At 68.0% G+C, this 20,146-nt stretch carries 22 protein-coding genes; 18 read left to right on the forward strand and 4 right to left on the reverse strand.

The genetic code is table 11. The features are described from left to right. Window positions 1-9 precede the first annotated feature (9 nt). The 11 genes from der to ACT54X_RS05090 all read left to right on the forward strand — a co-directional run bounded on the left by der (window position 10) and on the right by ACT54X_RS05090 (window position 10,199). The gene (der, locus tag ACT54X_RS05040; RefSeq protein ID WP_476345387.1) at window positions 10-1,359 is read left to right on the forward strand and encodes a ribosome biogenesis GTPase Der; all 1,350 of its coding nucleotides are present in this window, start codon (window positions 10-12) and stop codon (window positions 1,357-1,359) included. A gap of 134 nt (window positions 1,360-1,493) precedes the next feature. Next, on the forward strand, window positions 1,494-1,736 hold the full coding sequence (hfq, locus tag ACT54X_RS05045) for an RNA chaperone Hfq (protein WP_017760713.1): 243 nt from the start codon (window positions 1,494-1,496) through the stop codon (window positions 1,734-1,736). Between the two features lie 61 nt (window positions 1,737-1,797). Continuing rightward, on the forward strand, window positions 1,798-2,961 hold the full coding sequence (hflX, locus tag ACT54X_RS05050; RefSeq protein ID WP_294374791.1) for a GTPase HflX: 1,164 nt from the start codon (window positions 1,798-1,800) through the stop codon (window positions 2,959-2,961). A gap of 76 nt (window positions 2,962-3,037) precedes the next feature. Next, window positions 3,038-4,369 (forward strand): FtsH protease activity modulator HflK, encoded by a 1,332-nt coding sequence (hflK, locus tag ACT54X_RS05055; protein ID WP_294374793.1) that lies wholly within the window; start codon window positions 3,038-3,040, stop codon window positions 4,367-4,369. A 19-nt stretch (window positions 4,370-4,388) separates the two neighbouring features. Next, on the forward strand, window positions 4,389-5,288 hold the full coding sequence (hflC, locus tag ACT54X_RS05060; protein ID WP_294374794.1) for a protease modulator HflC: 900 nt from the start codon (window positions 4,389-4,391) through the stop codon (window positions 5,286-5,288). After that, complete coding sequence (locus ACT54X_RS05065; protein ID WP_294374796.1) at window positions 5,288-5,476, forward strand: DUF2065 domain-containing protein; 189 nt, start codon at window positions 5,288-5,290, stop codon at window positions 5,474-5,476. The genes hflC and ACT54X_RS05065 overlap by 1 nt, the downstream gene beginning before the upstream one ends. A gap of 119 nt (window positions 5,477-5,595) precedes the next feature. After that, window positions 5,596-6,756, forward strand: a complete 1,161-nt coding sequence (locus ACT54X_RS05070; RefSeq protein ID WP_294374798.1) for an ATP phosphoribosyltransferase regulatory subunit — start codon at window positions 5,596-5,598, stop codon at window positions 6,754-6,756. A gap of 15 nt (window positions 6,757-6,771) precedes the next feature. After that, window positions 6,772-8,103 carry an adenylosuccinate synthase gene (locus ACT54X_RS05075; RefSeq protein ID WP_043114796.1) on the forward strand — a complete coding sequence of 444 codons (1,332 nt, stop codon included), beginning with the start codon at window positions 6,772-6,774 and terminating at the stop codon, window positions 8,101-8,103. Between the two features lie 22 nt (window positions 8,104-8,125). Further along, a complete protein-coding gene (locus ACT54X_RS05080; RefSeq protein WP_017760720.1) occupies window positions 8,126-8,650 on the forward strand; it encodes a phosphoribosyltransferase in 525 nt (174 codons plus the stop codon). Between the two features lie 21 nt (window positions 8,651-8,671). Then, on the forward strand, window positions 8,672-9,865 hold the full coding sequence (locus tag ACT54X_RS05085; protein WP_294374803.1) for a PLP-dependent transferase: 1,194 nt from the start codon (window positions 8,672-8,674) through the stop codon (window positions 9,863-9,865). Between the two features lie 130 nt (window positions 9,866-9,995). After that, window positions 9,996-10,199, forward strand: coding sequence for a hypothetical protein (locus ACT54X_RS05090; protein WP_294374806.1), 204 nt, complete (start codon window positions 9,996-9,998; stop codon window positions 10,197-10,199). A gap of 27 nt (window positions 10,200-10,226) precedes the next feature. Here the strand turns inward: ACT54X_RS05090 and ACT54X_RS05095 are convergent, their stop codons facing one another. Continuing rightward, window positions 10,227-10,880 (reverse strand): arylesterase, encoded by a 654-nt coding sequence (locus ACT54X_RS05095; protein WP_476345655.1) that lies wholly within the window; start codon window positions 10,878-10,880, stop codon window positions 10,227-10,229. Between the two features lie 21 nt (window positions 10,881-10,901). Between ACT54X_RS05095 and ACT54X_RS05100 the strand changes: the two genes are divergently transcribed. The 4 genes from ACT54X_RS05100 to fghA all read left to right on the forward strand — a co-directional run bounded on the left by ACT54X_RS05100 (window position 10,902) and on the right by fghA (window position 13,982). Further along, window positions 10,902-11,612, forward strand: a complete 711-nt coding sequence (locus ACT54X_RS05100; protein ID WP_354318932.1) for an ABC transporter ATP-binding protein — start codon at window positions 10,902-10,904, stop codon at window positions 11,610-11,612. Window positions 11,613-11,697: 85 nt separating this feature from the next. Beyond that, window positions 11,698-11,973: a metal/formaldehyde-sensitive transcriptional repressor gene (locus ACT54X_RS05105; RefSeq protein ID WP_294374809.1), complete on the forward strand. Its 276-nt coding sequence runs from the start codon at window positions 11,698-11,700 to the stop codon at window positions 11,971-11,973. Window positions 11,974-12,018: 45 nt separating this feature from the next. Beyond that, window positions 12,019-13,131 (forward strand): S-(hydroxymethyl)glutathione dehydrogenase/class III alcohol dehydrogenase, encoded by a 1,113-nt coding sequence (locus tag ACT54X_RS05110; RefSeq protein ID WP_476345393.1) that lies wholly within the window; start codon window positions 12,019-12,021, stop codon window positions 13,129-13,131. 14 nt (window positions 13,132-13,145) lie between these two features. Next, window positions 13,146-13,982 (forward strand): S-formylglutathione hydrolase, encoded by an 837-nt coding sequence (gene fghA / locus ACT54X_RS05115; RefSeq protein WP_476345395.1) that lies wholly within the window; start codon window positions 13,146-13,148, stop codon window positions 13,980-13,982. 103 nt (window positions 13,983-14,085) lie between these two features. Here fghA and ACT54X_RS05120 read toward each other — a convergent pair whose 3' ends face one another. Both ACT54X_RS05120 and ACT54X_RS05125 read right to left on the reverse strand, forming a co-directional pair. Beyond that, window positions 14,086-15,054, reverse strand: a complete 969-nt coding sequence (locus ACT54X_RS05120; protein ID WP_476345397.1) for a tripartite tricarboxylate transporter substrate binding protein — start codon at window positions 15,052-15,054, stop codon at window positions 14,086-14,088. A gap of 167 nt (window positions 15,055-15,221) precedes the next feature. Beyond that, on the reverse strand, window positions 15,222-16,121 hold the full coding sequence (locus tag ACT54X_RS05125) for a LysR family transcriptional regulator (RefSeq protein ID WP_476345399.1): 900 nt from the start codon (window positions 16,119-16,121) through the stop codon (window positions 15,222-15,224). Between the two features lie 99 nt (window positions 16,122-16,220). Between ACT54X_RS05125 and ACT54X_RS05130 the strand changes: the two genes are divergently transcribed. The 3 genes from ACT54X_RS05130 (at window position 16,221) to ACT54X_RS05140 (ending at window position 19,161) form a co-directional block, all read left to right on the forward strand. Beyond that, complete coding sequence (locus ACT54X_RS05130; protein ID WP_476345401.1) at window positions 16,221-17,864, forward strand: FAD-dependent monooxygenase; 1,644 nt, start codon at window positions 16,221-16,223, stop codon at window positions 17,862-17,864. 173 nt (window positions 17,865-18,037) lie between these two features. Continuing rightward, window positions 18,038-18,799, forward strand: coding sequence for a 23S rRNA (guanosine(2251)-2'-O)-methyltransferase RlmB (rlmB, locus tag ACT54X_RS05135; RefSeq protein ID WP_294374817.1), 762 nt, complete (start codon window positions 18,038-18,040; stop codon window positions 18,797-18,799). Between the two features lie 20 nt (window positions 18,800-18,819). Next, window positions 18,820-19,161, forward strand: a complete 342-nt coding sequence (locus tag ACT54X_RS05140; RefSeq protein ID WP_043114793.1) for a hypothetical protein — start codon at window positions 18,820-18,822, stop codon at window positions 19,159-19,161. Window positions 19,162-19,186: 25 nt separating this feature from the next. On the opposite strand, the gene ACT54X_RS05145 is transcribed toward ACT54X_RS05140, so the two are convergent. Continuing rightward, window positions 19,187-20,086, reverse strand: coding sequence for a LysR family transcriptional regulator (locus tag ACT54X_RS05145; RefSeq protein ID WP_294374819.1), 900 nt, complete (start codon window positions 20,084-20,086; stop codon window positions 19,187-19,189). Window positions 20,087-20,146 lie beyond the last annotated feature (60 nt).

Here is a 20,146-nt window from a genome sequence, read left to right on the forward strand (position 1 = left end):
AAGGTTTGCATGAAGCCGGTTCTCGCGCTCGTAGGGCGCCCCAACGTCGGCAAGTCGACCCTGTTCAACCGCCTGACGGGCACGCGCGACGCCATCGTGGCCGACTTTGCCGGCCTGACCCGTGACCGGCACTACGGCAGCGGCCGGGCGGGGCCGCGCGAGTTCATCGTCATCGACACCGGCGGCTTCGAGCCCGATGCCGGCAGCGGCATCTACCAGGAGATGGCCAAGCAGACGCGGCAGGCCGTGGCCGAGGCCGATGTGATCGTCTTCGTCGTGGATGCGCGCGAGGGCCTGTCGGCCCAGGATCACGACATCGCCGGCGAACTGCGCCGGCTCGGCAAGCCCTGCGTCCTCGCTGCCAACAAGGCCGAGGGCATGAAGGACAGCGGACGCCTGGCCGAGTTCTACGAGCTGGGGCTCGGAGACGTGCATGCCGTCTCGTCGGCACACGGCCAGGGCGTGCGCACGCTGGTCGATCTGGCCCTCGACATGCTGCCGCCCGTCGAGGAGGACGACGCCGATGCGCAGGACGAGGAGGGCGTGCGCCCTATCCGTCTGGCGGTGGCCGGTCGCCCCAACGTGGGCAAGTCGACGCTGATCAACACCTGGCTCGGCGAAGAGCGACTGGTGGCCTTCGACATGCCTGGCACCACGCGCGACGCCATCTCGGTCCCGCTGGAGCGCAATGGGCAGCGCTTCGAGCTGATCGATACCGCCGGTCTGCGCCGCAAGGGGCGCGTGTTCGAGGCCATCGAGAAGTTCTCGGTGGTCAAGACGCTGCAGGCCATCGAGTCGGCCAACGTCGTGCTGCTGCTGATCGATGCCACGCAGGGCGTCACCGACCAGGACGCGCACATCGCCGGCTTCATCCTGGAGGCGGGCCGGGCGGTGGTCATCGCCGTCAACAAATGGGATGCCGTCGACAGCTACCAGCGCGAGCAACTGCAGCGGCAGATCGAGAACCGGCTGCCCTTTCTCAAGTTCGCCGCGCTGCACTTCATCTCGGCGAAGAAGCGGCTGGGCGTGGGGCCGGTGTGGCAGTCGATCATCCAGGCCCACCGTTCGGCCACGCGCAAGATGGCGACGCCCGTGCTCACGCGCGTGCTGCTGGAGTCGGTGCAGTTCCAGGCGCCCAAGAAGAGCGGCATGTACCGGCCCAAGTTGCGCTATGCGCACCAGGGCGGCATGAATCCACCGGTGATCGTCATCCACGGGAATTCGCTGGAACATGTGAGCGACAGCTATCGCCGATTCCTGGAGACGCGCTTCCGCAAGGAGTTCGACCTGATCGGCACGCCGCTGCGCATCGAGTTCAAGACTTCGCATAACCCCTTTGCCGACAAGGACGGATCGTGATCCGTCATCATGGCGTCCCCTCCGGGCAGTAGCCGCTCTTTTTACGACGGCTTTCGCACGCGAATGTTGCAGTGCGGAAACCCTGTGTTAAGGTGCCCGGTCCAACAACTCTTCTTCTGAACACGGAGAATATCGTGAGCAACAAAGGGCAACTTCTACAAGACCCGTTCCTGAACACGCTGCGCCGCGAGCATGTTCCTGTCTCGATCTATCTGGTCAACGGCATCAAGCTGCAGGGCCAGATCGAGTCTTTCGACCAGTACGTCGTGCTGCTTCGCAACACGGTGACGCAAATGGTCTACAAGCACGCCATCTCGACCATCGTGCCCGGCCGGGCCGTCAATTTCTCGGTCACCGAGAGCGACGCCAGCGCCTGAGTGGCATGGGACGGGTTGGCGAACCGTCAACCCGTCCAACATGCATCAGGCTCCCCCGCATTTGTCTGAATCCATCCCCCGCCAAGAAGGCGCGGCCGTTCTGGTCGGCGTCGACTTTGGCCTTCCCCATTTCGATGGCGAGCTCGAAGAACTCGGCCTTCTCGCCCAGACTGCCGGGCTCGACCCGGTCGCCCGCCTGAGCTGCAAACGCAAGGCACCCGACGCGGCGCTGTTCGTCGGCAGCGGCAAGGCGGAGGAGATCCGCGAACTGGCGCTGATGCACCGCGCCAGCGAGGTGATCTTCGATCAGGCTCTGTCGCCCGCCCAGCAGCGCAACCTCGAACGCGAGTTGGGCGTGGCCGTGTACGACCGCACCTTCCTCATTCTCGAGATCTTTGCCCAGCGGGCGCGCAGCCACGAGGGCAAGCTTCAGGTTGAGCTGGCCCGGCTGCAATACCTCAGCACGCGCCTCGTGCGGCGCTGGTCCCACCTGGAGCGCCAGACGGGCGGTGCCGGTGTGCGGGGCGGCCCAGGTGAGAAGCAGATCGAACTCGACCGCCGGATGATCGATTCGTCGATCAAGCGCACCCGCGAGCGTCTGGCCAAGGTGCAGAAGCAGCGTGGTACGCAGCGGCGGCAGCGCGAGCGGCGCGACACCTTCAACATCTCGCTGGTCGGCTACACCAACGCCGGCAAGTCCTCGCTGTTCAACGCGCTGGTCAAGGCGCGTGCCTATGCGGCCGACCAGCTCTTTGCCACGCTGGACACCACCACCCGCCATCTCTACCTCGGCGATGTGGGTCGGCGCGTGTCGATCTCGGACACGGTCGGTTTCATTCGCGAACTGCCCCACGGCCTGGTGGATGCCTTCAAGGCCACGCTGCAGGAGGCGGTGGATGCCGACCTGCTGCTGCACGTGGTGGATGCCGCCAATCCTCACCATCCCGAGCAGATCGCGGAGGTGCAGCAGGTGCTGGCCGACATCGGCGCGACCGACGTGCCGCAACTGCTGGTCTTCAACAAGCTGGACGCCCTGCCCGAGGAGCGGCGTCCGCTCAAGCTCGCCGATGAGATGGAGCTGGATGGCCAGGCCGTCCCGCGCCTCTTCGTGAGTGCCCACACGGGCGAGGGCCTGCCCGCGCTGCGTGGGGCGCTGGCCCAGCGTGCCGAAGCGGCCGCGATCACCCCATGGTCGCAGTCCGAATTGCAGAGTGCCGAGCACTGATTGGGCACAATAGCCCGCGCCAATCACACCTAATCACCGAATGAAGTCAATGCCTGTGTGGAGACGGGTTCAGGGAATGTTCAACCTGAACGATGGCCGTTGGGGTCGGGGCGACGATGCGTCGTCCTCCTCCGAGGGCGACCGCCCGTCCACGAGCCGGCCGGAGGGCGAGCCGCCCGTGCCGCCTTCCAACCCCCGTCCGAGGAATCCGGGTCCCAACCAGGGGCCGCCGGATCTCGACGAACTCTGGCGCGACTTCAATCGCAAGCTCGGCGGCCTGTTCGGCGGTCGCGGTGGCAATGGCGGTGGTCCGCGTCCGCCCAATTTCGGCGGCGGCAAGCCTGACATGAAGAATGCGGGCTTCGGCATCGGTGCCGTCATCGGCGTCGCGTTGCTGATCTGGCTGGGCACCGGCTTTTTCATCGTCAACGAAGGCCAGCAGGCGGTGATCACCCAGTTCGGTCGCTACAAGCAGACCGTGGGTGCCGGCTTCAACTGGCGCCTTCCCTATCCGATCCAGCGCCACGAGATCGTGGTGGTCACGCAGATCCGTTCGGCCGATGTCGGTCGTGACGCCATCGTGCGTTCGACTGGCCTGCGCGAGTCGGCCATGCTGACCGAGGACGAGAACATCGTCGAGATCAAGTTTGCGGTGCAGTACCGCTTGTCCGACGCACGGGCCTGGCTGTTCGAAAGCAAGAGCCCGTCCGAGACCGTGGTGCAGGTGGCCGAGACCGCCGTGCGCGAGGTCGTGGGCAAGATGAAGATGGACGCCGCACTCGCCGAGGAGCGCGACCAGATCTCTCCGCGGGTGCGCCAGCTGATGCAGACCATCCTCGACCGCTACAAGGTGGGCGTGGAAGTCGTCGGCATCAACCTGCAGCAGGGCGGCGTGCGTCCGCCCGAGCAGGTGCAGTCCGCCTTCGATGATGTGCTCAAGGCCGGCCAGGAGCGCGAGCGCGCGAAGAACGAGGCCCAGGCCTATGCCAATGACGTGGTGCCGCGTGCCGTGGGTACGGCTTCGCGCCTGAAGGAAGAGGCCGAGGCGTACAAGGCCCGTGTGGCGGCGCAGGCCCAGGGTGATGCGCAGCGCTTCGGCCAGGTGCTGGCCGAGTACCAGAAGGCGCCGCAGGTCACGCGTGACCGCATGTACACCGACACCATGCAGCAGATCTATGCCAACACCAGCAAGGTGCTGGTCGAAAGCCGTCAGGGCTCGAACCTGCTGTACCTGCCGCTGGACAAGTTGATGCAGCAGAGCGGATCGCAGAATACGCCCGCGCCGGCCGACGGCGCACCGCCGGCGGTGGCGGGCACCGCCGTGCCGCAATCCTCGGCCATCCCGGTCGCTCCTTCGGGTGATTCGCGCGCCCGCGACGCTCGCTCGCGCGAGCGTGACGTCCGCTGAAACCGGGGAGAACAAGAACATGAACAGAATCGGATTCATCGGCGCCTCGCTGCTCATCCTGCTGGTGCTCGCCAGCTCCATGCTTTTCGTGGTGGACCAGCGCCAGTTCGGCGTGGTCTACCAGCTAGGCCAGATCAAGGAAGTCATCACCGAGCCGGGCCTCAAGTTCAAGTTGCCCCCGCCCGTGCAGAACGTCTCGTACATCGACAAGCGCCTGCTGACGCTGTCGAGCATGGACACCGAACCCATGCTGACGGCCGAGAAACAGCGCGTTGTGATCGACTGGTACGTGCGCTGGCGCATCGTGGATCCGTCGGCCTACATCCGCAACGTCGGCCTCGATGAGAGCGCCGGTGCTGTGCAGCTCAACCGCGTGGTCCGCAATGCCTTCCAGGAGAACATCAACAAGCGCACCGTGCGCGACCTGATCTCCGCGCGCCGCGAGGACGTGATGAACGACGTCCGCCGCGAGGTGCTGAGTGTGGTGCAGGGCGGCAACGCCTGGGGCATCGACATCGTGGATGTCCGTGTGACGCGCATCGACTATGTCGAGGCCATCACCGAGTCGGTCTACCGTCGCATGGAGGCCGAGCGCAAGCGTGTGGCCAACGAGTTGCGTTCGACCGGCCAGGCCGAGGGCGAGAAGATCCGCGCCGACGCCGACCGTCAGCGCGAGGTCACGGTGGCCAACGCCTACCGCGACGCCCAGAAGATCAAGGGCGAGGGCGATGCGCAGGCGGCGTCCGCCTATGCCGATGCCTTCGGCCGCGATCCGCAGTTCGCGCAGTTCTACCGCAGCCTCGAGGCCTACAAGCAAAGCTTCAACAAGAAGAGCGACGTGCTGGTGGTGGATCCTGCCGCCACCGACTTCTTCCGCGCGATGCGCAGCAGCGGCAGTACCACCTCGCCCCAGCGCTGATGAGCGGCGACAGCCTCTGGCAGGCGCTGGCGCTCGTGCTGGTGATCGAGGGGCTGTTTCCGCTGCTCTCGCCGGGTGGCTGGCGTCGTGCGTTCAGCCAGCTGCTCCAGCTGCGCGACGGCCAACTGCGCTTCTTTGCCCTGTGCAGCGTGGCCGTCGGCGTGCTGCTCTTCTGGCTGGCGAGCTGAATCCCTTCGTCTTGCCGAAGGCCTTCCACGTGCGTCCTTGAGGCGACGGCCCGCCGCGGCCGTCTCCGGGGCGTTGTCGAGGGCCGTTAGAATCCCGTTTTAACCACGGCCTACACGCCATGTCCGCCTGGGTCCTCCCGGATCACATTGCCGATGTGCTGCCCTCCGAGGCGCGCCACATCGAAGAACTCCGACGCCAACTCCTCGACACCGCCCGCAGCTACGGCTACGAGCTGGTGATGCCGCCGCTCATCGAGCATCTGGAATCGCTGCTCTCGGGCACCGGCGAGGCGCTGGACCTGCAGACCTTCAAGCTCGTCGACCAACTCTCCGGCCGCAGCATGGGCCTGCGTGCCGACACCACGCCGCAGGTCGCCCGTATCGATGCGCACCTGCTCAATCGCGAAGGCGTGGCACGCTTGTGCTACTGCGGGCCCGTGCTGCATGCGCGGCCCGACGGTCCCAACGCCACCCGCGAGCCGCTGCAGTTCGGTGCCGAGATCTACGGCCATGCCGGCCGCGAGGCGGACCTCGAAGCGCTCGAACTCGCTCTCGCCGCGCTGCGTGCCGCGGATGTGCGCGATGCGCTCGTGGATCTGGCGGACGTGCGCATCGTGCGTGCCCTGCTGGCCGGCGCCCAGGCGCCCCGCGACATCCTGGAGCGCGTGCATGCGGCCCTGGCCGCCAAGGATGCGAGCACGCTGGTTGAACTCACACGCGGATTCCCGGCGCCTGTGCGCGATGCGCTGCGCGTCCTGCCCGAGCTGTACGGCGACCGCTTGGTGCTGGACGAAGCCGAACGCGTCTTGGCTGCCTTCCCTGACGCCCTGTCGGCCGTGGCGGGCCTGCGCTGGCTGTCGGCCCAGTTGGCCGAACTGGGCACCGCCCGCGTGAGCTTCGACCTGGCCGACCTTCAGGGCTATGCCTACTACAGCGGTGCCCGGTTTGCGATCTACGCTGAGGGTGCCAACGACTCGCTGGCGCGGGGCGGCCGTTATGACGAGGTGGGTGCGGTCTTCGGCCGCAACCGGCCAGCCGTGGGCTTCAGCCTGGACGTACGCAGCCTGGTGGCCGTGGTGCCGCGGCCGCCCCTGCGCGCGGCCATCCGTGCACCCTGGAGCGACACCGACGCTGGCCTGCGCAGTGCCATTGCGGCGCTGCGCGCCGGCGGCGAGACGGTGGTCTGCGTGCTGCCGGGCCATGAGAGCGAAATCGACGAATTCCACTGCGACCGCACGCTGAACTGCGTCGGCGGCCGGTGGGAAGTGCAAGCCATCTGATCAACGAGAACATTCATGAGCGTGACAACCGGACGTAACGTGGTCGTCGTCGGCACCCAGTGGGGCGACGAGGGCAAGGGCAAGCTGGTCGATTGGCTGACGGAAAGCGCCCAGGGTGTGGTGCGCTTCCAGGGCGGCCACAACGCGGGCCACACGCTGGTCATCAACGGCGTCAAGACGGCGCTGCACCTCATTCCCAGCGGCATCATGCGCCCGGGCGTGACCTGCTACATCGGCAACGGCGTGGTGCTGTCGTGCGCCAAACTGTTCGAAGAGATCGAAGGGCTGGAGAAAGCGGGGGTGGAGGTGCGTTCGCGCCTGCGCGTGTCCGAGGCCTGCCCGCTGATCCTGCCCTTCCACGCCGCGCTGGACGTGGCGCGCGAGGCTTATCGCGAAAAGGGCGGCATCGAGAAGATCGGGACCACCGGCCGCGGCATCGGCCCGGCCTACGAAGACAAGATCGCCCGCCGCGCGCTGCGCGTGCAGGACTTGAAGCACCCCGAGCGCTTCGCGCAGAAGCTGCGCGTGCTGCTCGACCTGCACAACCATGTGCTGACGCAGGTGCTGGGTGCCGAGCCCATCGACTTCGATGCTGTCTACAGCGAGGCGATGAAGCACGCCGAGGTGCTCAAGCCCATGATCGCCGACGTGTCACGTGAACTGAACGAGGCCCACCGCAACGGCGCCAACCTGCTGTTCGAAGGCGCGCAGGGCACGCTGCTTGATGTCGACCACGGCACCTATCCGTACGTCACCTCCAGCAACTGCGTGGCCGGCAATGCGGCCGCCGGCTCGGGCGTGGGCCCGGGCATGCTGCACTACGTGCTCGGCATCACCAAGGCCTACTGCACCCGCGTGGGCGGCGGCCCGTTCCCCACCGAGCTGGACTGGGAGAAGCCCGGCACCGTGGGCTACCACCTGTCGACCGTGGGTGCCGAGAAGGGCGTGACCACCGGCCGTTCGCGCCGCTGCGGCTGGTTCGACGCCGCGCTGCTCAAGCGCTCGGCCCAGGTCAACGGCCTGTCGGGGCTGTGCATCACCAAGCTCGACGTGCTGGACGGCATCGAGGAACTCAAGCTGTGCACCGGCTACGAGCTGGACGGCGAGCACATCGACATCCTGCCGCTGGGTGCCGACGAGATCGAGCGCTGCGTGCCGGTGTACGAGACGATGGAAGGCTGGTCCGACAGCACCGTGGGTGTGACGCAGTACGACAAGCTGCCGGTCAATGCCCGGCTGTACCTGCAGCGCATCGAGCAGGTGACGGGCGTGCCCATCGCCATGATCTCGACCAGCCCGGATCGTGACCACACGATCATGATGCGCCATCCCTACCTCGCCGATTGAACACGCCAGGAGCCCACGACCCATGTTGACCGAAGACGGCAAGCACCTGTACGTCAGCTACGACGAGTACCACAACCTCATCGAGAAGCTCGCGCTCAAGATCCACCAGTCCGGCTGGGAGTTCGACAACATCCTGTGCCTGGCCCGCGGCGGTATGCGGCCCGGCGATGTGCTGTCGCGCATCTTCGACAAGCCGCTGGCCATCATGTCCACCAGCTCGTACCGCTCCGAGGGCGGCACTATCCAGGGCCACCTGGACATCGCCCACTACATCACCACACCCAAAGGCGAGATCGCCGGCCGCGTGTTGCTGGTGGACGATCTGGCCGATTCCGGACACACGCTGCAGGCCGTGGTGGAACTGCTGCGCACCAAGTACGCCCCCATCACCGAGTTGCGCAGCGCGGTGCTCTGGACCAAGCAGCTGTCGGTGTTCACGCCCGACTACTCGGTGGAGTACCTGGAGACCAATCCCTGGATCCACCAGCCCTTCGAGGGCTACGACACGATGCGACCGGAGAAGCTGCTTAAGAAGTGGTCCGTCTGAAGAGGGGCTAGCATCGGTGGCATGAGCGCATCTGCCACCGACCTGATCCACCACCCCTACCTTCCCCCGTCGAGTTTCGAAGCCCCACAGCCGGGCATCTTCAAGGCCTCGACGGTCTTCTTCCCCAACGTCGCCGCGATGCGTGCGCGCGACTGGAAGAGCAAGGCCGGCTACACCTACGGCCTTCACGGCACCCCCACCACCTTCCTGCTCGAGGAACGGCTGGCAGCCCTCGAAGGCGGCAGCCAGTGCCTGCTGGCGCCGAGCGGGTTGGCCGCCATCTCGCTGGTGGCGCTCTCGCTGCTCAGCCGTGGCGACGAGGTGCTGATCCCCGACAACGCCTACGGCCCCAACAAGGCCCTGGCCACCGGTGAGCTCGCCAACTATGGCATCACCCACCGGTTGTACGACGCGATGGACCCCGCGGACCTCGCCGCCAAGATTTCCGAGCGCACCCGACTTGTCTGGATCGAGGCGCCGGGCTCGGTCACGATGGAGTTTCCCGACCTGCCCGCGCTGGTCGCGGCCTGCCGCGCGCGGAGCGTGGTCAGCGCACTCGACAACACCTGGGGCGCAGGGCTGGCCTTCAATCCCTTCGACCTCGTGGGCGACGGGCAGGGCGTGGACATCTCCGTCCATGCGCTCACCAAGTACCCGAGCGGCGGTGGCGATGTGCTGATGGGCAGCGTGGTCACCCGCGATGAGGCCCTGCACCTCAAGCTCAAGCTCACGCACATGCGCCTGGGCATCGGTGTCGGTGCCAACGACGCCGAGACGCTGCTGCGGGCGCTGCCCAGCGTGCATCTGCGCTATGCCGCGCACGACCGCGCGGCGCGCACCCTGGCCACTTGGCTGGGCGAGCGGGAGGAAATTGCGCAGGTGTTGCACCCGGCGCTGCCCGGCTCGCCCGGTCATGCGCACTGGCAGACGTTGTGCGGCGCCAGCGACCTGGCGGCCGGGCTCTTCTCGGTGGTTTTCGATGGCCGCTTTGCCGTCGAGGCCATCGACCGCTTCTGCGACAGTCTGAAGCTGTTCAAGCTGGGCTACTCGTGGGGCGGACCCATCAGCCTCGTCGTGCCCTACGACATCGGCCTGATGCGCGACCCTTCCGTGAGCCGCTGGCCCCACAAGGGCACGCTGGTGCGCTTCTCGGTGGGGCTGGAGCGGGTGGAGGACCTGCAGGCTGACCTGGCGCAGGCGCTCGCCCGGCTCTGAGCGCGGCTTCGGCTTCGCGCCGGACTTGCTAGCGCCTGGCGCGCCGTAGGCACGTCCTGCGATATCGCTTACATTGGGGCGGAGGCTGCCCCGAGCCCCGGGGCGGCGGCATCGACAAGGAGGCGTGCGCGTGGCCACACCCAATTACGGTTACGAGAAAAGGCAGCGGGAACTGGCCAAGAGGCAGAAGAAGGAAGAGAAGCTGCGGGCCAAGGCGGAGCGCAAGATCCCCCCGAGCAGCCCGGGCCTCGCGCCTGGCGATCCCGAAACGGATGTCGCCTCGCTCGAGCACGACGCGCCCACCGTGCCCGACACGCCCACCAAGGACGGCTGAGCCCCTCCGCCGGCCAGGCTCGCCCCTTCAGCGCAGCATCCTGCGCACGGCGGGCCAGACGTTCTCGAGAATGCGGGGATGCGCGATGGCCAGCGGATGAATTCGGTCCGCCTGGAACATCGAAGCCGCATCCGGCCCGTCTGCCACGTTCTTCAGCAGGAAGGGCACCACGTCGGACTGGGTCGCCTTTCCCACGCGGCCGAAGATCTCCCCGAAGCGCCGCGTGTAGTCCGTCCCGTAGTTGGGCGGCACCTGTATCCCCACCACCAGCACCTTGGCACCGGCCGCCTGGCTGGCCTTTGCCATCTGCATCAGGTTGTCCTCGGTCGATGCCAGCGGCAGGCCCCGCAGGGCGTCGTTGGCGCCCAGTTCCAGGATGACGTGCGTGGGCTTGTGCTGGGCCAGCAGGGCGGGCAATCTCGCCCGGCCGCCGGAGGTCGTGTCGCCGCTGATGCTGGCGTTGATGACCTTGGCGGCGATCTTCTGCTCGGCGAGCCGCTTCTCCATCAGCGCCACCCAGCCTTCGCCGCGCTTGAGGCCGTACTCGGCCGACAGCGAGTCGCCGACCACCAGGATCACGGGTGTCTTGGCCGGCGCCGGCTGCGCCAGGGCCGAAAGACCCCACGGGCCCGCCGCCGACAGGGCCAGCGCGGTGCGCAGGATAAAGTGACGTCGAATCAGCACGCGAGTCCTTTCCAATTCATGTCCAACACCGTGGAAGCCATCGTCGCCGTCGAACACGTCTACAAGTCCGTCGCCGATTCCACAGGCACGCTGGACATTCTGCAAGACATCCATTTCACCCTCGGCGCGCGGGAGACCGCCGCCATCGTCGGTGCGTCGGGCTCCGGCAAGAGCACCTTGCTGTCCATCATCGCGGGGCTGGACGTTCCCACCCGCGGCACGGTCAGGCTGGCGGGCGAGGACCTCTTCGCGGTGGACGAGGACGACCGCGCCGCACTGCGCGCACGCCAGGTCGGCTTCGTGTTCCAGAGCTTCCAGTTGCTGGGCAACCTGACGGCGCTGGAGAACGTGATGCTGCCGCTCGAACTCGCCGGCCGCAGCGATGCCCGCGCCGCCGCCACCGAGATGCTGGGCCGCGTCGGACTGGGGCAGCGCCTGGGCCACTATCCCAAGCTGCTGTCCGGGGGCGAGCAGCAGCGGGTGGCGTTGGCCCGCGCCTTCGTGGTGCAGCCGCGGCTGCTGCTGGCCGACGAGCCCACTGGCAGCCTGGACTTCGCCACCGGCGAGCAGGTGATGCAACTCATGTTTGATCTCAACCGCGAGTTGGGCACGACGCTGCTGCTGGTGACGCACGACCGCGCCATTGCGCAACGCTGCGAGCGGCGTATCACCATTGCCGCCGGCCGGGTCGCGCAGGACGAATCGACGTCGGCGCCATTGGCCGCCTGACCCGGACGACGACTGTCGAGCGCGTCGCCACTCGACGCGGCACGACGCTACTCTTATACTCCCCGGGAGTATCCGAGGAGCGCCTTTGCCCCATTCCGCCGAAGAGAAGAAGCGCGTCATCACCCGCTTGCGCCGCATCCGTGGCCAGACGGAGGCGCTGGAGCGTGCGGTGGAGGCCGGCACCGACTGCGGCGCATTGCTGCAGCAGCTGTCGGCGCTGCGTGGCGCCGCCACCGGCCTGATGGCCGAGGTGCTCGACAGCCACCTTCGCGAAACCTTCGGCACCGCCGGCGAAAAGCCGGCCGATACCCAGGCAGAGATCGAGCAGGTGATGCGCATCGTGCGCAGCTACCTGCGCTGAGACCTTCTTCGTTTCCCTACCCATCCCTCATCAGGAGAACCGACCATGAAATCCCGCGCCGCCGTTGCCTTCAAGGCCGGAGAACCCCTGCAGATCGTTGAGCTCGACGTGGCCCCGCCGAAGAAGGGCGAAGTGCTGGTCAAGATCACCCACACGGGCGTCTGCCACACCGACGCCTTCACCCTGAGCGGCGACGATCCGGAAGGCCTGTTCCCCGCCGTGCTGGGCCATGAAGGCGCCGGCATCGTGGTCGAGGTAGGCGAGGGCGTCACCAGCGTCAAGCCGGGCGACCATGTCATTCCGCTCTACACCGCCGAATGCGGCGAATGCCTGTTCTGCAAGAGCGGCAAGACCAACCTGTGCGTGGCCGTGCGCGCCACCCAGGGCAAGGGCGTGATGCCCGACGGCACCACCCGCTTCAGCTACAACGGCCAGCCGGTCTACCACTACATGGGCTGCTCGACCTTCAGCGAGTACACCGTGGTGGCCGAGGTGTCGCTGGCCAAGATCAGCCCCGACGCCAACCCCGAGCAGGTCTGCCTGCTGGGCTGCGGCGTGACAACGGGCCTGGGCGCCGTCAAGAACACGGCCAAGGTGCAGGAGGGCGATTCCGTCGCGGTCTTCGGCCTGGGCGGCATCGGCCTGGCGGTGATCCAGGGGGCCAAGCTGGCCAAGGCCGGCCGCATCATCGCCATCGACACCAATCCGTCCAAGTTCGAACTGGCGAAGACCTTCGGCGCCACGGACTGCATCAACCCCAAGGATTTCGACAAGCCGATCCAGCAGGTGATCGTCGAGATGACGACTTGGGGCGTGGACCACAGCTTCGAATGCATCGGCAACGTCAATGTCATGCGCGCCGCGCTGGAATGCGCGCACCGGGGCTGGGGCCAGTCGGTGATCATCGGCGTGGCGGGCGCGGGGCAGGAGATCTCGACCCGGCCATTCCAGCTGGTGACGGGCCGCCGCTGGCTGGGCACGGCCTTCGGCGGCGTCAAGGGCCGCTCGCAACTGCCGGGCATGGTGGAGGACGCGATGGCCGGCCGCATCCAGCTCGAGCCCTTCGTCACGCACACCATGCCGCTGACGGACATCAACGAGGCCTTCGACCTGATGCACGAGGGCAAGTCGATCCGCTCCGTCGTGCACTACGCCTGAGCGCGCAAAACACGATGGAACGCGTCGAATACCACGCCAGTTTCGGCGGCCGCCAGGAGGTGTGGAAGCACGCCTCCGCAGTGCTGGGCTGCGAGATGAAGCTGGGCGTCTACCTGCCGCCCGCCGCACTGGCCGGCGAGGCCTGCCCGGTGCTGTACTGGCTGTCGGGCCTGACCTGCAGCGAACAGAACTTCATCACCAAGGCCGGGGCGCAGCAGCATGCGGCGCAGCATGGGCTGATTCTGGTGGCGCCCGACACCAGCCCGCGCGGGGATGCCATCGCCAACGACCCGGCCTACGACCTGGGGCAGGGCGCCGGCTTCTACCTCAATGCCACGCAGGCGCCCTGGGCGCCGCATTTCCGCATGGAGGACTACGTGGTGCAGGAGCTGCCTGCGCTGGTGGAGCAGCACTTCGCCGCCACCGCGCGGCGAGGCATCGCCGGCCATTCGATGGGCGGCCATGGCGCGCTGACGCTGGCCCTGCGCCATCCGGGTCGCTACGCGAGCGTGTCGGCCTTCTCGCCCATCGTGGCGCCGACGCAGGTGCCGTGGGGTCAGAAGGCCTTCGCGGCCTACCTGGGCGAGGACCGCAGTGCGTGGGCAGCCCATGACGCGGTCGAGCTGATCGGCACCGCCACCGAGCGCCTGCCGCTGCTGGTGGACCAGGGCGAGGGCGATGAATTCCTGGCCGGCCAGCTGCGGCCCGAGCTGCTGCAGAAGGCCTGCGAGGCTGCCGGCCATCCGCTCACGCTGCGCATGCAGCCGAGCTACGACCACAGCTACTACTTCATCGCCAGCTTCATCGGCGACCACGTGGCGCACCACGCTGCGGCGCTCAAGGGCGCCTGATCTGCAGCCTGCCGGCTGGCGGGCGGTGCCCGTCGGCCAGCCTTCGTGCCAGGGGCTGCGCAAGACGGAGGCTGCATCACGGCGCCACCCGCCGCACCGACGCTTAGTCGGCGGTGATGTTGCCGGTACGGACCACCTCGGCCCAGCGCGTCGCGTCCTTGGCAATCAGCTTGCCGAAGTCGGCGGGCGTCGATTGGGCGGGCACCATGCCCTGCGCCTCGAAGATGGTCGCCACCTCGGGCTGCTTGAGCACGTCGGCGATCTCCCGGTTGAGGCGATCGATCACCGGCTGCGGCGTGCCCTTGGGCGCCAATACGCCGTACCACATGTCCACACTGCCCATCTTGAGACCGGCCTCGGTCAGCGTGGGCGTCTGCGGCAGTTGCGGCACGCGCTTGTCGCTGCCCACCGCCAGTGCCTGCAGCTTGCCGGCCTTGATGTGCGGCAGGGCCACATGCACCGGCAGGAACATGGCGTCGAGCCGGCCGCCCAGCAGGTCGGTCACGGCGCCGGCTGTGCCCTTGTAGGGCACATGCAGCATGTCGACGCCCGAGGTCTGCGTCAGCAGCGCCATCGACAGATGGTGCGGCGTGCCCACGCCGGGCGTGCCGTAGGTGAGCTGGCCGGGCTTGGCCTTGGCCTGGGCCACCAGTTCGGCGGCCGTGTGCGCCTTCTGCACCTGCGGGTTGGTCACCAGCAGCAGCGTGCCCCACGACGTGAGGGCCACGGGCGCGAAGTCGTTGACGGGGTCATAGGGCAGCGACTTGTACAGGCTCTTGTTCATCACCAGCGTGTTGACCTGCACCAGCAGCGTGTAGCCGTCGGGCGCGGCGCGCGCCACGCGCTCGCTGCCGATGTTGCCGCTGGCGCCGGGCACGTTGTCCACCACCACCGGCTGGCCCAGGGTCTTCGGCAGGCGGGCCGACAGCTGGCGGGCCACGATGTCGATGCCCGTGCCGGGCGTGTAGGGCACGACCAGCGTGATGGGGCGGTCGGGCCAGGCCCAGGCGGGGGCCGCACTCGTCATTGCGGCGGCCACCAGGGGCAGCCAGCGCATCCACTTCATCTTCATGTCTCCACTCCTGCCGCTTCATGCGGCGGTCGAATCTCAGTTTGCGCCAGCGCAAGGCGGCGCGTCGGGATGCGTGCTATTGGGCCAGCGGGCGGCCATGAAGTGAAATTCAGGAATCACATGCATTGATTAGCCATGGCAATGAATGGCCCCCGTCCTGTCGAGGCTCAACGCGACATCGTCGGAAGTAGTTCGACCAGCACTTCGTCGAAGGCCTGCATCGCCGCCGTCTGCGCCGCACCGCGCCGCGAGACCCGGTAGAAGCCCAGCTTGACCTGCGGGCTGCCCAGCACGTCGATGGCCACACGGTGGCGCCGGCAGGCGGCCACGGCGAAGGTGGGGATCACGGCGCTGCCGAAGCCGGCTTCCACCATGGAGATCATGGTGGCGATGAAGCTGACCGGTTGTGTCTCCTCGGGCGTCACGCCCAGGCGATGCAGATGGGTGTCGATGCTGCGCTGGATCGGGTTCTCGGCCGGCAGGGTGATCAGGCGCGTGCCGCGCAGCGAGGTCCAGCCCGTCCGGCCGACGGCCGTGGGCGCCTCGGCCGCAGGCGAGACCTTCATCAATGCGAATTCGGCAATCTGCCGCCGCACAAGGCCCGAGGTCACCTTGAAGAAGAAGCCCAGCCCGATGTCCGCCGCGCCCGACTCCACCAGCGCCTGCACGCCCTGCAGGTCGCTGTCCAGGAGCTGGATGCGCACCTCGGGCTGCGCCTGGCTGAAGCGCGCCAGCATCTGCGGCAGCAGGTGCGACGACACCAGCGGCGTCGCCGCGATGCGCAGCTGCTGGCGCGTGCGCTGGCCCAGCGCGCCGACCTCGGTGCCGGCGTCGTCCAGCTGCTGCAGCACGTTCTCGGCCACCGCGGCGAAGCGCCGACCCGCCTCGGTGAGCTGCACGGCGCGCGTGGTGCGGTCGAAGAGGCGCGCGCCCAGCTGCTTCTCGACCTCGCGCACCAGGATGCTGAGACCGGCCTGGGTCATGTGCACCCGCTCGGCCGCCCGGGTGAAGCTGCCGGCCTGGGCGACGCTCAGGAAGGCGCGGATCTGCCGCATGGTCAGGTTCATATGCCGATTTTATGAGTGCATGTCATACCTAAACTTGTCTGATGCCTGGGCCTGCGGCCCAATACCGCCATCGCCTACACAACATCGAGACCGCACACCATGACCGCAGACAACGCAAGCACCGGCATTCCGCACGAGAAGACACAGGTCGTCATCGTCGGCGGCGGCCCGGTGGGCATCGGCCTGGCCATCGAGCTGGGCCAGCGCGGCATCCATTGCACGCTGGTGGAACGCCACCGCGAGCCGCAGCCCATCCCCAAGGGCCAGAACCTGACGCAGCGCACGATGGAGCACTTCCATTTCTGGGGCGCCGAGGCGGCCCTGCGTGCGGCCCGCACCATTCCGCCGGAATACGGCATCGGCGGCCTGACGGCGCATGGCACGCTGCTGAGCCCCTACCACTACGACTGGCTGCAGCGCGAACTGGTGCGGCCCTACTACTTCACCGCCAACGAACGTCTGCCGCAGTACGCCACCGAGGCGGTGTTGCGTGCCCGCGCCGCCCAGTTGCCCACCGTGCGCGTGCTCTACGGCTGGACGGCCGAGGACGTGCGTGTGGACAACGACACCGTCTACGCCGAGGGGGCGGAGACCGGGGGCGAGGGCCACCGCATCATCGAAGGCCGCTACCTGGTGGGCTGCGATGGCAGCCGCTCCAGGGTGCGCGCCCAGGCCGGCATCACGCAGACGCTGTCGGACCACGACCGCATGATGGTGCTGCTGGTCTTCCGCTCCGAAGGCCTGCACCAGCTGCTGTCTCGTTACCCCGGGAAGTCCTATTACAACGTGCTGCAGCCCGAGCTGGACGGCTACTGGAAGTTCTTCGGCCGTGTCGACCTGGGCAGCACCTGGTTCTTCCATGCGCCGGTGCCGCCCGGCACCACGCGCGACAACTTCGACTTCAAGCGCTATCTGCACGAGGCGGTCGGCGCCGAGTTCGAGGTGGACTTCCAGCACATCGGCTTCTGGGACCTGCGCTTCGCCATCGCCGACAGTTACCGCGCCGGCCCGGTGTTCATCGCGGGCGACGCGGCCCACAGCCATCCGCCCTATGGCGGCTATGGCGTCAACACCGGCTTCGAGGATGCGCGCAACCTGGGCTGGAAGCTCGCTGCCACGCTGCAGGGCTGGGGCGGCGAGGCGCTGCTCGATTCCTACGACGCCGAGCGCCGGCCGGTGTTCGCCTCCACCTCGCGCGACTTCATCGCGCGCTCCATCGAGATCGACCGCGACTTCCTGCGTGCCCACGACCCGGCCCGCGACCCCGCGGCCTTCGAGCAGGCGTGGAACGCGCGCAGCAGCGGCGCGGTGGGCGAGGTGCAGTCCTTCGAACCCCATTACGAAGGATCTCCGGTCGTGCTGCACGCTCCCGGCGCCCAGGCCGGACCATGCAGCGCGGTGGGCAGCCACAGCTTCCGGGCCCGCGCGGGCCATCACCTGGCGCCGGCCGGCCTGCGCGACGGCCGCAACGTTTTCGAGGCGCTGGGCGAGGGCTACACGCTGCTGGCCTTCGGCGCAAGCGATGCGGACGTCGCAGCCCTGGTCGAAGCTGCGGCAGCGGTGAAGCTGCCCCTGACCGTGGTCCGCGACACGGCGGACGGCGAGCGCCAGCGCTACGGTGCCGCGCTCGTGCTGGTCCGGCCGGACCAGTTCGTCGCCTGGGCCGGCGACGGCCTTGCAAGCCCCGCGCAGGCGCCGCAGGTGATGGACGCGATAAAGGGCAGCAGGGCCACCGCCGCCTGAGCGGCGCGCGGTAGGCGGTCCCCGCGGGGCGCCGGCACGCCGCATGGGCGCCGCGGGGCGCGGGGCGCGGGTGGGGGCGCCCTTGGCCGTCAGGCCCATGCGGCGCCGGCCGACAAGGCCCGGGCATGCGGAGGAGGGCGGCTCGCCGGTGGCCGCCGATAATCCCGCGCGATATGTCTTCCTCCCCCAAAGTGATCTTCGGCTTCCACGCCGTGGGCGTGCGGCTGAAGACCTCGCCGGGTTCCGTCCTCGAGGTGCTGTTCGATCCCACGCGGCGCGATGCCCGCATGAAGCAGTTCATCGCCCGCGCCCAGGAAAGCGGCGTGCGCCTCATCGAAGCCGACGGCGTGCGGCTGGCCCGCCTGACCGGCGGCCATGGGCACCAGGGTGTCGCCGCCCGCGTCGAGCCTGTCGCCCAGACCCATTCCCTCGACGAGCTGCTCGACCAGCTCGACGCCGCGGGCACCGTGCCGCTGCTGCTGGTGCTCGACGGCGTGACCGATCCGCACAACCTGGGCGCATGCCTTCGCGTGGCCGACGGTGCCGGTGCCCAGGCCGTGATCGCGCCCAAGGACCATGCCGCCGGCATCAATGCCACGGTGGCCAAGGTGGCCAGCGGCGCGGCCGAGACGGTGCCCTATTTCATGGTGACCAACCTGGCGCGCACGCTCAACGAGCTGAAGGAACGCGACATCTGGGTCGTGGGCACCAGCGACGACGCGCCCGGCACCCTCTACCAGTGCGACATGCGCCGCCCCACGGCCCTGGTGCTGGGCGCCGAGGGCGCCGGCATGCGCCAGCTCACCCGCAAGACCTGCGATGAGCTGGTCAGCATTCCGATGGCTGGCGCGGTCGAGAGCCTGAACGTGTCCGTGGCCAGTGGCGTCTGCCTGTACGAGGCCATGCGCCAGCGCCAGGCGGCGGCCGCATCCTGATGAAGAAAGAGCAAGAAGCCATGAACGACAACAACGACAACGACAACCTGCCGGGTGGTGCCGGCTTCGAGCCGTCCGCCAAGCTGGCGTTCGACCTCAACCTGGCGCTGTACCTCGACCTGGTGGCGCTGCTGGAGCGCAACGGCGTCGTCAGCTACCGCCAGATGGCAGCGCGCGTGCTCAACATCAGCATGAATGCGCGCGAAGACGGCAATCAGCCGCTGGCCTCGGCGCTCGAAGGCATCGCCCAGGGCTTCGCCGGCCGGGGCGATGGTCTCTCCATCGACACGCTCAAGGTGGCCGGCGACGTGCGCAACGACGAAGCCATGGGCGACATTCCCATGCGGCCCGAAGGTCTCTGATTCCTGGCCCGGACGGGCCGCCTCATCAGCGCCGGCCCGTCTCCTTCACGCGTTCGAGCAGGAAATCGATGAACAACGTGGTCGCCCGGGTGTGGTGGCGGTTGGGCATGTACAGCATGTACATGTGGTTGCCGAAGATCGACAGGCGCCATTCGTCCAGCGTGGTCAGCACCTCGCCGCGGTCGACGGCATGGCGCACCACGTAGTCGGGCACGATGCCCACGCCCAGGCCGGCCTCGATGGCCTGGCGCAGGAATTCGAAGTTCTCCGAGATCAGCGTCGGCTCGAGCAGCACCTCGTGCCGCTCGGCGCCCAGGTAGGCCGCCACGCGCAGCTGCCGGCCGATCACCATGGCGGTGATCAGCGGCGACTGCCGCAGCGCCTCCAGCGACTGTGGCAGTCCGTGCGCGTGCGCATAGGCCGGCGAGGCGCAGGCCACGTAGCGCACGCGGCCCAGGTCGCGCGCCACCAGGTTCTGCGGTGGCTCGGACATCACGCGCACGGCGATGTCCACCTCGCCCTGCAGCAGGTCTTCCACCCGGTTCTCGAACACCACGTCCAGCACGATGCCGGGGTACTGCCGCTTGAAGTCGATCAGCCAGGCGGCCATCACCTGCTGGCCGTAGCCGCTGGGCACGGACAGCCGGATGCGGCCCTGCAGGCTCTGGCCCAGCATCTGCACCGATTCGCGCGCTGCAAGCAATTCGTCGCGGATGGCGCGGCCGTGCTCGTAGAGCCGCTGGCCGATCTCGGTGGGCTCGATGCGGCGGGTGGTGCGGCGCAACAGCTGCTGGCCCAGGGTCCGTTCGAACTGGGCCAGCCTGTAGCTCACGTTGGCGCGGCTCATGCGCAGGCGCCGTGCTGCCTCGCTCAGGTTGCCGGCTTCGATGATCTCCACCAGCAGGGAGAGCATGTTCAGGTCCATCGTCAAATCCCATTTGACAGTCTGTCAAGCAAGCGGCGGATTGTCATCCACGACGAGCGG

The organism is Pseudacidovorax sp. DMC4 (assembly GCF_056314265.1).

What these genes read in the sequence shown, in the direction of transcription:
- der (WP_476345387.1), top strand. Translation starts at nt 10, where the DNA reads ATGAAGCCGGTTCTCGCGCTCGTAGGGCGCCCCAACGTCGGCAAGTCG.
- hflK (WP_294374793.1), top strand. Translation starts at nt 3,038, where the DNA reads ATGTTCAACCTGAACGATGGCCGTTGGGGTCGGGGCGACGATGCGTCG.
- hflC (WP_294374794.1), top strand. Translation starts at nt 4,389, where the DNA reads ATGAACAGAATCGGATTCATCGGCGCCTCGCTGCTCATCCTGCTGGTG.
- ACT54X_RS05065 (WP_294374796.1), top strand. Translation starts at nt 5,288, where the DNA reads ATGAGCGGCGACAGCCTCTGGCAGGCGCTGGCGCTCGTGCTGGTGATC.
- ACT54X_RS05070 (WP_294374798.1), top strand. Translation starts at nt 5,596, where the DNA reads ATGTCCGCCTGGGTCCTCCCGGATCACATTGCCGATGTGCTGCCCTCC.
- ACT54X_RS05075 (WP_043114796.1), top strand. Translation starts at nt 6,772, where the DNA reads ATGAGCGTGACAACCGGACGTAACGTGGTCGTCGTCGGCACCCAGTGG.
- ACT54X_RS05080 (WP_017760720.1), top strand. Translation starts at nt 8,126, where the DNA reads ATGTTGACCGAAGACGGCAAGCACCTGTACGTCAGCTACGACGAGTAC.
- ACT54X_RS05085 (WP_294374803.1), top strand. Translation starts at nt 8,672, where the DNA reads ATGAGCGCATCTGCCACCGACCTGATCCACCACCCCTACCTTCCCCCG.
- ACT54X_RS05100 (WP_354318932.1), top strand. Translation starts at nt 10,902, where the DNA reads ATGTCCAACACCGTGGAAGCCATCGTCGCCGTCGAACACGTCTACAAG.
- ACT54X_RS05110 (WP_476345393.1), top strand. Translation starts at nt 12,019, where the DNA reads ATGAAATCCCGCGCCGCCGTTGCCTTCAAGGCCGGAGAACCCCTGCAG.
- fghA (WP_476345395.1), top strand. Translation starts at nt 13,146, where the DNA reads ATGGAACGCGTCGAATACCACGCCAGTTTCGGCGGCCGCCAGGAGGTG.
- ACT54X_RS05120 (WP_476345397.1), bottom strand. Translation starts at nt 15,054, where the DNA reads ATGAAGATGAAGTGGATGCGCTGGCTGCCCCTGGTGGCCGCCGCAATG.
- ACT54X_RS05125 (WP_476345399.1), bottom strand. Translation starts at nt 16,121, where the DNA reads ATGAACCTGACCATGCGGCAGATCCGCGCCTTCCTGAGCGTCGCCCAG.
- ACT54X_RS05130 (WP_476345401.1), top strand. Translation starts at nt 16,221, where the DNA reads ATGACCGCAGACAACGCAAGCACCGGCATTCCGCACGAGAAGACACAG.
- rlmB (WP_294374817.1), top strand. Translation starts at nt 18,038, where the DNA reads ATGTCTTCCTCCCCCAAAGTGATCTTCGGCTTCCACGCCGTGGGCGTG.
- ACT54X_RS05140 (WP_043114793.1), top strand. Translation starts at nt 18,820, where the DNA reads ATGAACGACAACAACGACAACGACAACCTGCCGGGTGGTGCCGGCTTC.
- ACT54X_RS05145 (WP_294374819.1), bottom strand. Translation starts at nt 20,086, where the DNA reads ATGGACCTGAACATGCTCTCCCTGCTGGTGGAGATCATCGAAGCCGGC.